General features: G+C 69.1%; 11 protein-coding genes and 1 tRNA gene. 1 reads left to right on the top strand and 11 read right to left on the bottom strand.

Features of this window, described 5'->3' with window-relative positions:
* Positions 1 to 117: 117 nt before the first annotated feature.
* From VH569_RS18325 to VH569_RS18295, 7 genes are all read right to left on the bottom strand, one after another.
* Positions 118 to 1,104, bottom strand: a complete 987-nt coding sequence (locus tag VH569_RS18325) for an ABC transporter substrate-binding protein (protein WP_423316808.1) — start codon at positions 1,102 to 1,104, stop codon at positions 118 to 120.
* Positions 1,105 to 1,213: 109 nt separating this feature from the next.
* Positions 1,214 to 2,032: a phosphodiesterase gene (locus VH569_RS18320; protein WP_423316806.1), complete on the bottom strand. Its 819-nt coding sequence runs from the start codon at positions 2,030 to 2,032 to the stop codon at positions 1,214 to 1,216.
* Between the two features lie 40 nt (positions 2,033 to 2,072).
* The gene (locus VH569_RS18315) at positions 2,073 to 3,122 is read right to left on the bottom strand and encodes an ABC transporter ATP-binding protein (RefSeq protein ID WP_423317016.1); all 1,050 of its coding nucleotides are present in this window, start codon (positions 3,120 to 3,122) and stop codon (positions 2,073 to 2,075) included.
* A gap of 28 nt (positions 3,123 to 3,150) precedes the next feature.
* Complete coding sequence (locus tag VH569_RS18310) at positions 3,151 to 3,954, bottom strand: ABC transporter permease (RefSeq protein ID WP_109491145.1); 804 nt, start codon at positions 3,952 to 3,954, stop codon at positions 3,151 to 3,153.
* A 5-nt stretch (positions 3,955 to 3,959) separates the two neighbouring features.
* Positions 3,960 to 4,847, bottom strand: a complete 888-nt coding sequence (locus VH569_RS18305) for an ABC transporter permease (protein ID WP_423316805.1) — start codon at positions 4,845 to 4,847, stop codon at positions 3,960 to 3,962.
* Positions 4,844 to 5,860, bottom strand: a complete 1,017-nt coding sequence (locus tag VH569_RS18300) for an ABC transporter substrate-binding protein (RefSeq protein WP_423316804.1) — start codon at positions 5,858 to 5,860, stop codon at positions 4,844 to 4,846. The genes VH569_RS18305 and VH569_RS18300 overlap by 4 nt, the downstream gene beginning before the upstream one ends.
* A 29-nt stretch (positions 5,861 to 5,889) precedes the next feature.
* Positions 5,890 to 6,927, bottom strand: a complete 1,038-nt coding sequence (locus tag VH569_RS18295; protein ID WP_423316802.1) for a LacI family DNA-binding transcriptional regulator — start codon at positions 6,925 to 6,927, stop codon at positions 5,890 to 5,892.
* 306 nt (positions 6,928 to 7,233) lie between these two features.
* Here VH569_RS18295 and VH569_RS18290 point away from each other — a divergent pair.
* Positions 7,234 to 7,310 (top strand) — tRNA-Arg (locus VH569_RS18290).
* A 209-nt stretch (positions 7,311 to 7,519) separates the two neighbouring features.
* Here the strand turns inward: VH569_RS18290 and VH569_RS18285 are convergent.
* The 4 genes from VH569_RS18285 to VH569_RS18270 form a co-directional block, all read right to left on the bottom strand.
* A complete protein-coding gene (locus tag VH569_RS18285) occupies positions 7,520 to 8,992 on the bottom strand; it encodes an MHYT domain-containing protein (RefSeq protein ID WP_423316800.1) in 1,473 nt (490 codons plus the stop codon).
* A 294-nt stretch (positions 8,993 to 9,286) separates the two neighbouring features.
* Entirely contained in the window at positions 9,287 to 10,786 is a 1,500-nt protein-coding gene (gene pyk / locus VH569_RS18280) for a pyruvate kinase (protein WP_423316798.1), read from the bottom strand.
* A gap of 87 nt (positions 10,787 to 10,873) precedes the next feature.
* Positions 10,874 to 11,959 carry an aldose epimerase family protein gene (locus VH569_RS18275; RefSeq protein WP_423316797.1) on the bottom strand — a complete coding sequence of 362 codons (1,086 nt, stop codon included), beginning with the start codon at positions 11,957 to 11,959 and terminating at the stop codon, positions 10,874 to 10,876.
* 255 nt (positions 11,960 to 12,214) lie between these two features.
* On the bottom strand, positions 12,215 to 12,937 hold the full coding sequence (locus VH569_RS18270) for a 2OG-Fe dioxygenase family protein (protein ID WP_423316795.1): 723 nt from the start codon (positions 12,935 to 12,937) through the stop codon (positions 12,215 to 12,217).
* Between the last annotated feature and the right edge of the window lie 56 nt (positions 12,938 to 12,993).

Genomic DNA, 12,993 nt, shown 5'->3' with positions numbered 1-12,993 from the left:
GGTGATCCAAGGAATCGGAAGCGCAGGGTTTCTTGCGCTCCCCCTCACCCTTCCCATGCTGCGCATGGGCCCCTTCCCTCTCCCGGGGCGGGAGAGGGATATTTCTCATCAACCCACTCACCCGCCGAACAGGTCGGCGAAGGCGCGCTTGTTGGCCTCGTCCTCGGCCAGTGCCTTGGCGGGGTCGTAGGGCAGCAGGGTGATGCCGGCCGGGTCGGGGAAGCCCGGCGGCGGGTTCACCCCCGGCAGCGCCGGCAGGAAGCCCTGGGCGGAGGCCAGCTCCTGCCCTTCGCGGCTCAGCAGGAAGTCGATGAAGGCCTTCGCCGCCGCCGGATTCTTTGCGGTGCTGAGGATCGCCACCGGCTCGCTGACCGCGCTGACGCCCTCCTTGGGGAAGACGAAGGCGACGGGTGCGCCCTTCAGATGCTCGCGGATCGGCAGGTAATCGACGATCATGCCGTAGAGCTTCGCCCCGCCGGCCACGTCCTTCAGGATGCCGCCATTGCCCTTGGCCGCGGTGACGGCATTGCGCTGCAACGCCTCGTAATAGGCCATGCCCAGCGCCGGCTGCGCCTTGATCGACGCCATGTGGATGGCGGCGGCACCGGAATAGAGCGGGCTCGGCATCACCGTGGTGCCCTTGGCCTCCGGCTTCAGCAGATCCTGCCAGGAGGTCGGCTTCATCGCTGCGGCGGTGTTGTAGACGATGCCGGTGGTGATCAGCTTGGTGCCGAACCAATAGCCCTGCGCATCGTGCGTGCCGGGGCGGAAGCCGGCGACCGGAGCGCCCTGGTAGGGTTGCAGCCGCTTCTCCGCCTTCAGCGATTCCATCGTCACCGCATCGGCGATCAGCAGCAGGTCCGGCTGCGGCGCTCCGGCGGTGAACTCGGCACGCAGCTTGTTCATCAGCTCGGTGGTGCCGTTGCGGATCCACTCCACCTCGACGCCGGGGTTCTTCGCCTTGAAGGCCTCCACCGTCTGACGGGCGTCCGGCTCCAGCTGCGAGGTGTAGAGCACCAGCTTGCCGGTGGCACTTTCAGCCAGGGCGCCATGACCGAGCGCCAGCGTCAGGACCGTGGCGAAGGTGGCGAGAAACGCCTTCATCTCTGTCGTCTCCGTTGGATCGGGAGCCTTGTCTTACGCGATACCGATGACAGGCGCGTGACAATGGACGGAAAGGCCCAAATCAATCAATAGGGGCTGGCAATAGGGGCTAGTCGATCAGCTTTCCGTCCTTGAAGAAGGGATAGGGGCCGTCATAGTCGCCGATCATTGCGGTGTGGCTGACCACCCCGGTGTCGGCGCGCCACATGTGGATCTGATAGCCCGGCGGCTCCATCACGAAGGCCGACGGCGCGTTGTCGCGCAGGTCGAGCGCCACCTGATGCGCGGTGGAGGGGGCGGTCGAGGCGATGGTGCCGGCCCAGCGCACCTGGATCGGCCGGTGCAGATGGCCGCACAGCACCCGCTCAACCTGCGGATGGCGGCGGACCACCGCGGCCATGTCCGCCGCCCCGCTCAGCCCCAGCCGGTCCATATGGCCGATGCCGGTGTCGAAGGGCGGGTGGTGCTGGAAGATTATGGTCGGCCGGTCCGGCTGTTCGGCCAGCCGCGCGTCGAGCCAGCCGAGCCGCTCGGCGCAGACCTCGCCGGCGCCGGATCCCGGCAGGACGGTGTCCATGGCGATCAGGCGCACCGGCCACTCCTCCACCGTGTAGTGGAAGAACGGGCTGCCGCCCACCCGCGCCGCCAGATCGGGGAAGGCTTTGGCGAGACCGGCACGCTCGTCATGGTTGCCGGGCACCGCGAACAGCGGGATGTCGAGCGGCCGCAGCAGGCCGAGCAGCCGCTCATACTCCTCGGCATCGCCGGCATCGACGAGGTCGCCGGTGGCGAGGATGACGTCGGGGCGCGGCGTCAGCGCAAGGACGGCGGCGACGGCGCGCTCCAGGAACGGGGCTGTGTCGACGCGCCGGTAGGCGAGGCGGCCGGGCGGCTTGATGTGGGTGTCGGTGATCTGGACGATGATCATGGGGAGCCTCTTGGGGGGCTTGAGTGTTCGTTCGGGGGCGTTACGGAACCGCCAGCACCCGCGCCGGATCGACGCGCAGCCAGACCCGGTCGCCGCGGCCCAGCTCGCTGCGCCCGGCGGCGTCCACCGTCAGCGCCGGCCCGTCCGCCGGCTCCACCACCAGCCGGGTGCGGTCGCCCAGGAACACCGCGGCGGCGACGGTGCCGCCCAGATGCCCGTCGGCCTCGCCGGCCAGCGCCAGATCCTCCGGCCGGACCAGCAGTTCCACCGCGCCCTCCGGCCCGCTCCAGGGCAGCGTCGCCGACCCGATGGACAGCGTGCCGCCGCGTGACATGCCGCCCAGCCGGTTCATCGTGCCGATGAAGTCGGCGACGAAGCCGTCCGCCGGCTGGTAATAGATCTCGCGCGGCGTGCCCACCTGCGCCACCCGTCCCTTGGCCATCACGACGATGCGGTCGCCCAGCGCCATCGCCTCGCCCTGGTCGTGGGTGACATAGACGGCGGTGATGCCCAGCCCGCGCAGCAGCCGGTCGATCTCCAGCCGCAGACTGTCGCGCAGCTTGGCATCGAGCGCCGTCAGCGGCTCGTCCAGCAGCAGCACGCGCGGCCGCACCACCAGGGCGCGGGCCAGCGCCACCCGCTGGCGCTGCCCGCCCGACAGCTGGTCGATCCGCCGCCCGGCGAACTCGCCAAGATGCATCAGCTCCAGCATCTCCTCGACCCGGCGCCCGCGGTCTGCGCGGGCAACTTTGCGCACCTTCAGACCGTAGGCGACATTCTCCGCCACCGTCATGTTGGGGAACAGGGCGTAGCTCTGGAACACCATGCCGACATTGCGCCGCTCGATGGGGAGCGCGGTCACGTCCTCCTCGCCGAACAGCACGCGGCCCCCCGGATCGGGGCTCTCCAGCCCGGCGATGATGCGCAGCGTCGTGGTCTTGCCGCAGCCGCTCGGACCCAGGAAGACGACGGTCTCGCCGCCGCGGATGGTCAGGTCCAGCGGCTCCAGCGCGCGGGCGCCGCCGGCGAAGGTCTTGCCGCAGCGCTCCAGGCGGATCGGCACGGCGTCGAGGTGGAAGCTGTTCTGCATCACGCTGTCTGGCATATTGGAAAAGACCTCAAACGGACGGACGGCCGCGCCTGGACAGACCCTGCATCAGGATCAGGCTCGGCACAATCATCAGGAAGAAGACGAGGGTGTAGGCGCTGCCGATCTCGATCCGCAGCGAGGCATAGCTGTCGGCCAGCCCGACCGGCAGCGTCTTGGTCAGCGGCGTGTGCAGCAGCCAGGTCAGGTTGAACTCGCCGACCGACAGGGTCAGCACCATCAGCGACCCGGCCAGGATGCCGGAGCGGCAGTTGGGCAGCACCACCGTGGCGAAGCGGCGCAGGAAGCCGGCGCCCAGGCTGGCCGCCCCCTCCTCCAGCGTCGTCAGGTCGATGGAGCCCATCACCGCCAGCACGGCGCGCACCATGAAGGGCAGGGTGAACAGCACATGGCCGATCAGGATGAACAGCCAACTGCTGCGCAGGTCGCCCACGCCGCCATAGGTGACGATCAGCGCCAGCGCGGTGGCGAGGCCGGGGATGGCGACCGGCATCATCAGCATCTCCTCCACCAGCCGGGCGATCCGGCCGGGGCGCCGTGCCAGCGCATAGGCCGCCGGAACGCCCAGGACCAGCGTGCAGGCCAGACAGGCGAAGGCGATCTGCAAGGACAGCAGGATCGTGCCGGAATAGACCCGCAGAACCTCGTCCACCCAGCGCAGGGTCAGGCCGCTCTTCAGGCCGACGAAGTAGTTGGCGGTCAGCCCGGCCAGCATCGACATCGCCATCGGCACGGTCAGCAGGGCGCAGACCAGCAGGGTGAAGCCCAGTTGCAGCCAGAACCCCCAGCCGCGGCGGTTGGAAAGACTGTGCATCGCCCTCACCCCGCCGCCGCGACGGAGGTGCCGGCGACGCTGCGCGCCACCGCCAGCGCCGCCCAGGTGATGAGGCCGAGCAGGACGCTGAGCGCCGCCGCCGCGGCGATGTTCGCCTGGAGCGTGAATTCGGTGTAGATCGTCATCGGCAGCACATTGATCCGTGTGGCAAGCGTGAAGGCGGTGCCGAACGCGCCCATCGAGGTGGCGAAGCACAGCGCGCCGGCCGAGATCAGCGCCGGTTTCAGCGCTGGCAGGATCACGTCGGCCACCACGCGCCAGGAGGATGCGCCCAGCGAGCGCGCCGCCTCCTCCAGCCGCGGGTCGAGCTTCTCCGCCGCCGCCATCACCGTCAGGATGACGCGCGGGATCGAGAAATAGACGTAGCCGAGGAACAGGCCGGCCATCGAATAGGCGAAGACCAGCTTGCCCGCCCCCAGCGCCTGGGTGACGGTGCCGATCAGCCCCTGCCTCCCGGCCAGCATGATGACCATGAAGCCGATGACCACGCCGGGAAAGGCCAACGGAAAGGTCATCAGCGCCACCAGCAGGGCATGGCCGGGAAAGCGGTTGCGCACCAGGAACAGCCCGGCGACGGTCGAGACCGCCAGCGTGACCAAAGTCACCCCGGCCGACAGCGCCAGCGTGGAGACCAGGCTGTCGAGATGGCCGGGATCGGCCAGCGTGGTCAGATAGGCCGACCATCCCGCCGCCCCGCCGGCGCCGATCAGGATCAGCCGGACCAGCGGCAGCAGGAAGAAGGCGGCGAACACCGCCGCCGCCGGCGCCAGCAGGGCCGCCAACCGCAGCGGCTCCCCCGCCCACCCCGACCGGACCGGCGGACGGGCCGCCGGCCGGTGGGGAAGGGGGGCGTCCTGCACGCAGGCGCTCACTTCACCTCCGCCTGATAGCGGTCCATGAAGCCCTTCTGCGCCTCGGCCATGCGCACCAGATCGACCGGACGGGCGCGGGCATAGTCGGCGGCCGGCAGGAACTTGGCCGCGGTTTCCGCGGACATGGCTTCCGCCCGCACCGGGCGCATGAAGGCGTTGGCCCACAGGGTCTGGCCCTTGTCGGACAGCACATAGTCCAGCACCTTCTTCCCGTTCTCCGGGTTCGGGCCGTTCTTGACCAGCGCCATCACATAGGGGACCGACACCGTGCCTTCCGTCGGGATGACGAAGGCGACCGGCGCCTTGTCGGTGTATTTGGCGCGGTAGGCGTTGAAATCGTAGTCGATCAGGATCGGAATCTCGCCCGACAGCACGCGGGCGTAGGAGGTCTGCTTCGGCACGATGGGCTGGTTCTTCTGCAAGTCCTTGAACCAGCCGACCGCCTTGTCGAAGCTGCCGTAATCGCCGCCCAGCGCCAGATTGACCGCCACCGCGCCGACATAGCCGACGGCGGCGCTGGTCGGGTCGAGATAGCCGACCATGCCGGAATAATCGGGCTTCAGCAGGTCGGCCCAACTCTGCGGCACCGGCTTGCCGCCCAGCGCCTCGCTGTTGACGAAGAAGCCCAGCGTGCCGCTGTGGATGGCGAACCAGTTGCCGTCGGCGTCCTTCATCCCGTCGGGGATGTCGGTCCAGCCCGCCGGCTTGTAGGGGGTGACGACCCCGGCGGCCTTGGCCTGGATGCCGACCGGCCCGCCGAGATAGGCGACGTCGGCCACCGGCTTGTCCTTTTCCGCCAGCATGGCGGCCATCGCCTGACCTGAGTTCTTGTTGTCGAACGGCACGGCGATGCCGAGATCGGCCTTGATCGCCTTCAGCTGCGACGCCCAGTCCGCCCATTCCGGCGGGCAGTTGTAGCAGATGGCGGTCGGCTCCGCCGCTGCTGCGGGCGTCACCACGGTGGTCAGGGCGGCGGCCAGCGCGGCAGCGCCGAGAAGGAGCGGCTTCATCATGATTGCGTGTGTCTCCGTTCGGAAAGCGCTTAAGTCGTTTTCGATGGCGCCGGCCCGAGCGATTCGCCCGGCCGCAGGGTGAAGGGCAGCATCACGGCGCGGCCCTGCAATTCGCCGGAAAAGCCGGTGCGCAGGCATTCGAAGGCGGTGGCGCCCATGGCGCGGGCCGGCTGCACCAGGGTGGCGAGGCTGGGGGCCATCAGCCGTCCGACCTCGATGCCGTCGAAGCCGCAGACCGACACGTCGTCCGGCACCGACAGGCCGAGGTCGCGCAGCGCCCGGATGGTGGCGAGGGCCAGCATGTCGTTGGAAGCGAAGAAGGCCGTCGGCCGCTCCGGTCCTTCCAGAAAGGGGGCCAGCCGGTGGGCCAGCCGCAGCTCGTTGAAATCGACCTCAACCACCGGCCCCGGCGGCAGCCCGGCATCGTCGAGCGCCGCCAGCCAGCCGGCATGGCGCCGGCGCGAGCGGTCTGACTGGCGGAAGCGCCCGGCGATCATGCCGATGCGCCGGTGGCCGAGTGCCGCCATCCGCTCCACCACCGCGCGGGCGGCCGCGACATTGTCGACCGACACATGGGCGCGCGGCACCCGTTCCGGCTGGTTGTAGGCCAGCACATAGGGCAGCCGCACCTCGTCCAGCGTGTCGAGCGACCCGCTGCGGTCGGCATCGGCGACGGTCAGCACCAACCCCTCGACCCGGTTGGACAGCAGCCCCTCGATGGCGCGCACCTCCCGCCCCGGATCGTAGTCGGTGGAGGCGATCAGCACGCTGTAGCCGGCTTCCGCCGCCGCGTCCTGGATGCCGGCGACGCTTTCGGCGAAGACGGGATTGGTCAGCGACGGCACCAGCACGCCGACGGTGCGGGTGCGCGCCGCCTTCAGGTTGCGGCCGATGGTGCTGGGGCGGAAGGACAGGTCGGAGGCGGCGGCGCGGACCTTCTCCATGGTTTCCGGCGTGGCGTTGCCGCTGCCGTTGAGGACGCGCGACACGGTGGCGATGGACACCCCGGCGCGCGCCGCCACGTCGCGGATCGTCGCCACGCGGTCCATCGCGCGTCCGTCCGCCATCCGTCCATCGCTTGCCCGCATCCCGCCCCGCACCATCCGCCACCCATGTTCCAGGCTGCTGTTTCCGGCGCCGGCCGATCCGGCGCGGGTGCAGAGTGGCGGCGGTGTGTTGCAATCGCATGACGCCGTGAAAACGGTTTCGTGAAGAATGGAAACGTTTCCATCGCTCCGGATCGGCAGGAGCGCTGCCCTCCGAAGGCAGCGGTCGAGGGGCGGATGGGGATGTCTGCAAGCCGTCGAAAAAACTGTGATTTTTGTGTTTGCGTCCCCGAATGGCTTGGGCTATGTTGCGCCTCCACCAGCGATGGACCCGTAGCTCAGCTGGATAGAGCGCTGCCCTCCGAAGGCAGAGGTCATGAGTTCGAATCTCGTCGGGTCCGCCATGAATTCAAGGGCTTAGTCGCGCCAGCGGCTAGGCCCTTTTCGTTTGTGCCTCATCTTCTTCCCTCACCGGTACTCCCGCAACTGGACGTGGGCACCTGGGCGTGGTTGATGAGCGCCACCAGCCCGACGCTGCCCGGCACATTGCCGATCGGTGACGGCAGCAGGAAGCCGACGGCATTGTGTCCCCGGCCGATACCGCGACGGCGCCTTATTCGGCCGCGCCGGCTTCCGCCAGCAGCGGCGCGCTGTGCTCCTCGTCGACGAAGCGCCCGCGGATCGCCACCATGAGGTCGAGCTTGTCGAGGAACACCGTCACCAGTTCGGGATCGAAGTGGTGGCCGGCCTGCTCCCGCATGAAGCTGACGACTTTCTCCAGCGGCCAGGCCTCCTTGTAGGGGCGGGCGGACAGCAGGGCGTCGAACACGTCGGCGATGGCGACGATGCGGCCGGACAGCGGGATCTCGGTGCCGCGCAGGCCGGCGGGATAGCCGGTGCCGTCCCATTTCTCGTGATGCGTCCCGGCGATCTCGGCGGCGAGGTCGAGCAGGGGCAGCCCGCTGCCGGCCAGCAGCCGCTGCCCGATGCTGGCGTGCCGGCGCATGATCACCCATTCCTCAGGCTCAAGCCGGCCGGCCTTCAGCAGCACCTGGTCGGGGACGCCGATCTTGCCGATGTCGTGCAGGGGGGCCGCCTCCAGCACCTGCGCGGCATAGTTGGCGGTGCAGCCGGCGGCGAGTGCCAGCTGATGGGAGATCTGTGCCATGCGCGCGACATGCTGGCCGGTCTCGTTGTCGCGGAATTCACCGGCGCTGCACAGGCGGCGGATGATCTCGCGCTGGTTCGCCTCCAATTGCAGGCGGGCCGCCTCCAGCTCCAGGTTGGCGATGCGCAGGGCGGCAGCCTCGCGCGCCGACGCGGCGGAGACCTTGCGGTCGGCCATGGCCGAGACCAGCGCCAGCAGCAGCAGGCCAAAGGCCGCCACCGCCACCACCGCGGCCAGGGGGCCGCTCGACACCCCGTCCCCCAGGTTGCCGTCCGCCGCCATCAGCGTGGGATCGACCTGCACCACCAGGGCGGCCATGCCGGTGTAATGCATGCCGCAGACGGCCACCGCCATCACCAGGGCGGCCAGCGTGCGTTCCAGCAGGCGGTGGATGCGGGTCGCCAGCCACAGCCCCGCGGCGGCCGCGGCGGCAGCGATGGCGACCGACAGGCTCCACAGGGTGGGCTCGTAGGCGATGCGGGCCGGCAGCACCATCGCCGCCATGCCGAGATAATGCATCGTCGCCACGCCAAGCCCGACGATGACGCCGGCCAGGGCGATGGTGGCGGGGGAGCGGCGGCGCTGGATGATGCGGAAGCCGACGGCGACGAAGGCGACCGAGGTCACCAGCGACAGCAGGGTCTTCACCGGGTCGTAGGCGATCGGCGTATCGATGGTCAGCGCCAGCATGCCGATGAAATGCATGGCCCAGATGCCGCCGCCCAGCGCCGCCGCGGCGCAGCCCTGCCACATCATGCGGGCGGCGCCGTCCGTCCGGTGCATCCGCTCCGCCATGTCCAGCGCGGAGTAGGAGGCGAAGGCGGCGACGGCATAGGACAGGGCCACCAGCCAATGGTCGTGGGAGAACGGCAGGCCGGACGCCGTCGTGAAGCACAGTCCGGCCAGTTGGATCGACATCCACCACACTCCTGAAAACACCCGACCGCCGCCGACCCTCGCGCCGCCGATCTTCGTTATAACCCATCCCACCGGTTGGGCTTCAAGAAGCGGGAAACCCCGACTCCGACAGTCGGGAATCGAGCGGCGCCGGTCAATGCCCGGCAGTTAGCTAAAAAGCTATCTTTATTTGACCGGTGTCAAGAGCATAGGAGTCGATAGAGCGTCAGGCCGAAACACTGTGCATTTGGTACTCTGCCAAGCCTCCGTTTATACGAAACGGAAGCTTGGCGTTTGGCGGAAGGTAAGATGCGGTCAGGCGTCGGCGAAGGCCATCGGCTGGCGGGCACGGGCTTCGCGTTCACGCTCCGGGCGGCTCGGCGCCTCGACCCAGGCGATTCGTAGGATATTGGTCGATCCCGGCATGCCGAACGGCACGCCAGCGGTGATGACCAGCCGCTGCCCCTCCTCGGCCAGCCCATGCACATAGGCCAGCCGCGCCGCCTTGTGCACCATGTCGGAGAAGCTCTGGACATCCTCCGTCAGCACGGCGTGGACGCCATAGGCCAGCACCATCCGGCGGGCGATGGCGGCGCTCTCGGTCAGGCAGAGGATCGGCACCTCCGGCCGCTCGCGCGCCGCCCGCAGGGTGGTGGAGCCGCTGGTGGTGTAGGTGGCGATGGCCGCCGCCTTCACCGTGTGGGCGACCTGACGGGCGGCGGCGGTGATGGCGTCCGCTTCCGTCTGTTCCGGGTCGGCATGCTGGGCATCCATCAGGCCGCGGTAGAGCGGGTCGTCCTCCACCCGCCGGGCGATGCGGTCCATGATCGACACCGCTTCGACCGGATAGTCGCCGGACGCGGTTTCGGCCGACAGCATGACGGCATCGGCGCCGTCGAACACCGCGGTGGCGACGTCGGACGCCTCGGCGCGGGTCGGGGCGGGAGCGGAGATCATCGATTCCAGCATCTGCGTGGCGACGATCACCGGCTTACCGGCCGAACGGGCGGCACGGATGATCCGCTTCTGGATCGACGGCACGTCTTCCGGCGGCATCTCCACGCCTAGGTCGCCGCGCGCCACCATGACGCCGTCCGACATCTCGACGATGCGGTCGAGATGCTGGATCGCCTGCGGCTTCTCCAGCTTCGACAGCAGCGCGGCCCGGCCGGCGATCAGCTTGCGCGCCTCCGCCACATCCTCCGGCCGCTGCACGAAGCTCAGCGCCACCCAATCCACCCCCTGGTCGAGGGCGAAGTCCAGGTCGGCGCGGTCCTTGGGCGTCAGCGGCGACAGCGGCAGCACCACGCCCGGCACGTTGACGCCCTTGCGGTCCGACAGCTTCGTGCCCGACACCACCACCGTCTCGGCGAAATCGGCGCCGCAGGCGGTCACCCGCAGCCGCACCTTGCCGTCGTCGAGCAGCAGCTCGGCATCCGGCACCAGCGCGGCGAAGATCTCCGGATGGGGCATGCCGACGCGGCGGGCGTCACCTGGCTCGGCCAGCAGGTCGAGGCAGAAGGGCTGGCCGGCGGTCAGCGTCACCGGCCCGTCGGCGAAGCGGCCCAGCCGCAGCTTCGGCCCCTGGAGGTCGGCCATGATGGCGATGGGACGGCTGGTCTCCTCCTCCAGCGCGCGGATGGCGCGGACGCGCTCACCATGGTCCTGGTGGCTGCCATGGCTGAAATTCAGGCGGAAGACATCGACGCCGGCCTCGAACAGGCGGCGGATCATCTCGGGCGAGGAGGAGGACGGACCCAGCGTGGCGACGACTTTCGTCTGCCGGTAACGGCGGATCGGCTTGGCGGTGCTCATGGCGTAACGGACTCCGAGGGAGAAAAGGGGCGGCCGTGCGGGGCGCTTGCCGTGAAGGGCTTTGGGGGCGGGCGGCGCGGCGCCGCCTCAGGCGACCCCGAACCGGTAGACGATGGACCCGGCGGTCCATTGGCCGGGACGCAGCACGGTCGAGGGGAAGGAAGGCCAAAGGGAGGGGAGGTTGACGGCGTTGGGGAATTTCGACGGTTCGGCGCAGAAGGCGCTGTGTTTGGTGTAGAGCGTGCCGCCCTTGCCGACGTCCCGCGGGGTTTTGCCCTCCAGGAAATTGCCGGTGTAGAGTTGCAGGCCGGGTTCGGTGGACAGCACCTCCAGCGTCCGGCCGCTGGCCGGGTGCAGGAAGCGCGCTTGAAGGACAGGCGCCGCGCCGTTCGCCGGCCTGTCGGTCACGTAATGCAGGTCGTAGCCCTTGCCGAGCGCCAGCATGCGGTCGTCGGCGTCGATGCGGGCGCCCAGCGCCGCCGGGGTGCGGAAGTCGTGCGGCGTGCCGGCGACCTCCACCATCTCGCCGGTCGGCACCCCGGTATCGCCGAGCGCCAGATAGCGGCCGGCCTGGATGGTGGCGACATGGTCGAGGATCGACGATCCCAGATCGCCCGACAGGTTGAAGAAGGTGTGGTCTGTGAAGTTGGCGATGGTGGTCTTGTCGGTCGCCACCGCGGTCCAGGCGATGGTCAGGGCGTTGTCGTCGCCGACCGTATAGACCAGCCGCAGCGGCAGGGTGCCGGGAAAGCCCTCCTCGCCATCCGCGAAGACATAGCTCAGCTCCAGGCTGGCCTCGTCGAGCTGCCGGGCGTCGAAGACGCGGAAGCGCGAGCCGCGCTGGCCGCCATGCAGGGTGTTGGGCGGGCTGTTGACCGCCGCCTGATGGGCGACGCCGTCCAGGGTGAAGCGCCCGTCGGGGATGCGCCCGCAATAGCGTCCGATGAAGGAGCCCATCGACGCCTGCCCGCCCATCGCGCCCTCGATCCCGTCATAGCCCTGGACCACGTCGCCCGGCACGCCGTCGCGGTCGGGGACCAGGATCTGCTCGATCTTGGCGCCGTAATTGGTGATGCGCACCACCATGCCGCGCCCGTTGCGCAGGGTGAACAGGTCCACCGGCTTGCCGTCGATGGTGGCGGAGTAAGTCTCTCGCTTGAGGTCGGTCGCCATGGTCAGGCATCCCTGTGGAAGAGGTTAGCAGAAACCGAGAAGCAGCAGCCCCAGGATCACCACCACGCGCAGGAGCAGCGCCGTCTCCAAGGGATCCGCGGTCATGGCTCGGCCTCACCGGATAACTCATGGGATTATTATACTAATATATTAGCGCTGGAAGCAAACCGGATCCGGTGCCCGACGCGGTTGTGGACAGTATGCCGCAGGATTCCGGTTAAGGCCGTGACGGCGCGGCCAATCGGGTGTGCGGCATCAGGCGTGCCGCATCGTCACCACCAGCACGTCCCGGAAAGCCGGGCGCGCCGGATCGGTCGGCTCGACCGGCGTCACGCCGTGGAACACCTGGGCGTCGTCCACCACCGCCGATTCCAGCGGATGGCGCAGGGTGAAGCTGCCGAGTGGCCGGCCGGCAAGGTCATGGATGCTGGTCGTGCCGCTGGAGACGTTCTCGCGCCGGACCAGCATCACCAGCACCCAGTCCACGCCGTCGCGGTGCATGCCTTCCGGGGTGGGCCGCCCGGCTTCGCCGGCACGGGCTTCGATGCGGAACTGATGGACCTCGGTGTGCCAGACCTCCGGCTTGGTGCCGGCGGGGGTGAGCGGGTCGAACAGCGCGAAGCAGGTCTTCAGGATCGCGTCCAGGGCAGGGTGGGTTGCGACCGCCTCGGTGATCGGCTCGAACCAGCGTTCCAGGCCGCCATTCAGCGGGTTGTAGTCGCGGCTCTGGTAATGGGGCTGGTGCGGCTTGCGCCGGATGTCCCCGGACGACACCGCGAAGGCGGCGTGGCGCCGGCGCCGGTAGCGCCCGCCGTCCGCCATGTAGGTGTCGAGCCCAAGGTCGTTCCAGCTGGCGCTGAACCCCTCCCAATCCCGCAGCCCGGCGGCGTCGAGCACTCCCTGCATGGCGTCCGCCGCGACGAAGGAGAAGCCGTCCGCCGCCACAGCGTCACGAACCGCGCGAAGATCATCGGTCATCTGGCCTGTCCGCTTTCAAAAGCGATTTTTTGTGCCCGCACCCTATCACAACAGCC

This window comes from Azospirillum sp. 11R-A (genome assembly GCF_049472615.1).
GTDB lineage: Bacteria > Pseudomonadota > Alphaproteobacteria > Azospirillales > Azospirillaceae > Azospirillum > Azospirillum palustre.
Note: the sequence above shows the minus strand (reverse complement) of the source record. Positions and strands in the feature narration are given on the sequence as shown.

What these genes read in the sequence shown, in the direction of transcription:
- VH569_RS18325 (WP_423316808.1), bottom strand. Translation starts at nt 1,104, where the DNA reads ATGAAGGCGTTTCTCGCCACCTTCGCCACGGTCCTGACGCTGGCGCTC.
- VH569_RS18320 (WP_423316806.1), bottom strand. Translation starts at nt 2,032, where the DNA reads ATGATCATCGTCCAGATCACCGACACCCACATCAAGCCGCCCGGCCGC.
- VH569_RS18315 (WP_423317016.1), bottom strand. Translation starts at nt 3,122, where the DNA reads ATGCAGAACAGCTTCCACCTCGACGCCGTGCCGATCCGCCTGGAGCGC.
- VH569_RS18310 (WP_109491145.1), bottom strand. Translation starts at nt 3,954, where the DNA reads ATGCACAGTCTTTCCAACCGCCGCGGCTGGGGGTTCTGGCTGCAACTG.
- VH569_RS18300 (WP_423316804.1), bottom strand. Translation starts at nt 5,860, where the DNA reads ATGATGAAGCCGCTCCTTCTCGGCGCTGCCGCGCTGGCCGCCGCCCTG.
- VH569_RS18295 (WP_423316802.1), bottom strand. Translation starts at nt 6,927, where the DNA reads ATGGCGGACGGACGCGCGATGGACCGCGTGGCGACGATCCGCGACGTG.
- VH569_RS18285 (WP_423316800.1), bottom strand. Translation starts at nt 8,992, where the DNA reads ATGTCGATCCAACTGGCCGGACTGTGCTTCACGACGGCGTCCGGCCTG.
- pyk (WP_423316798.1), bottom strand. Translation starts at nt 10,786, where the DNA reads ATGAGCACCGCCAAGCCGATCCGCCGTTACCGGCAGACGAAAGTCGTC.
- VH569_RS18275 (WP_423316797.1), bottom strand. Translation starts at nt 11,959, where the DNA reads ATGGCGACCGACCTCAAGCGAGAGACTTACTCCGCCACCATCGACGGC.
- VH569_RS18270 (WP_423316795.1), bottom strand. Translation starts at nt 12,937, where the DNA reads ATGACCGATGATCTTCGCGCGGTTCGTGACGCTGTGGCGGCGGACGGC.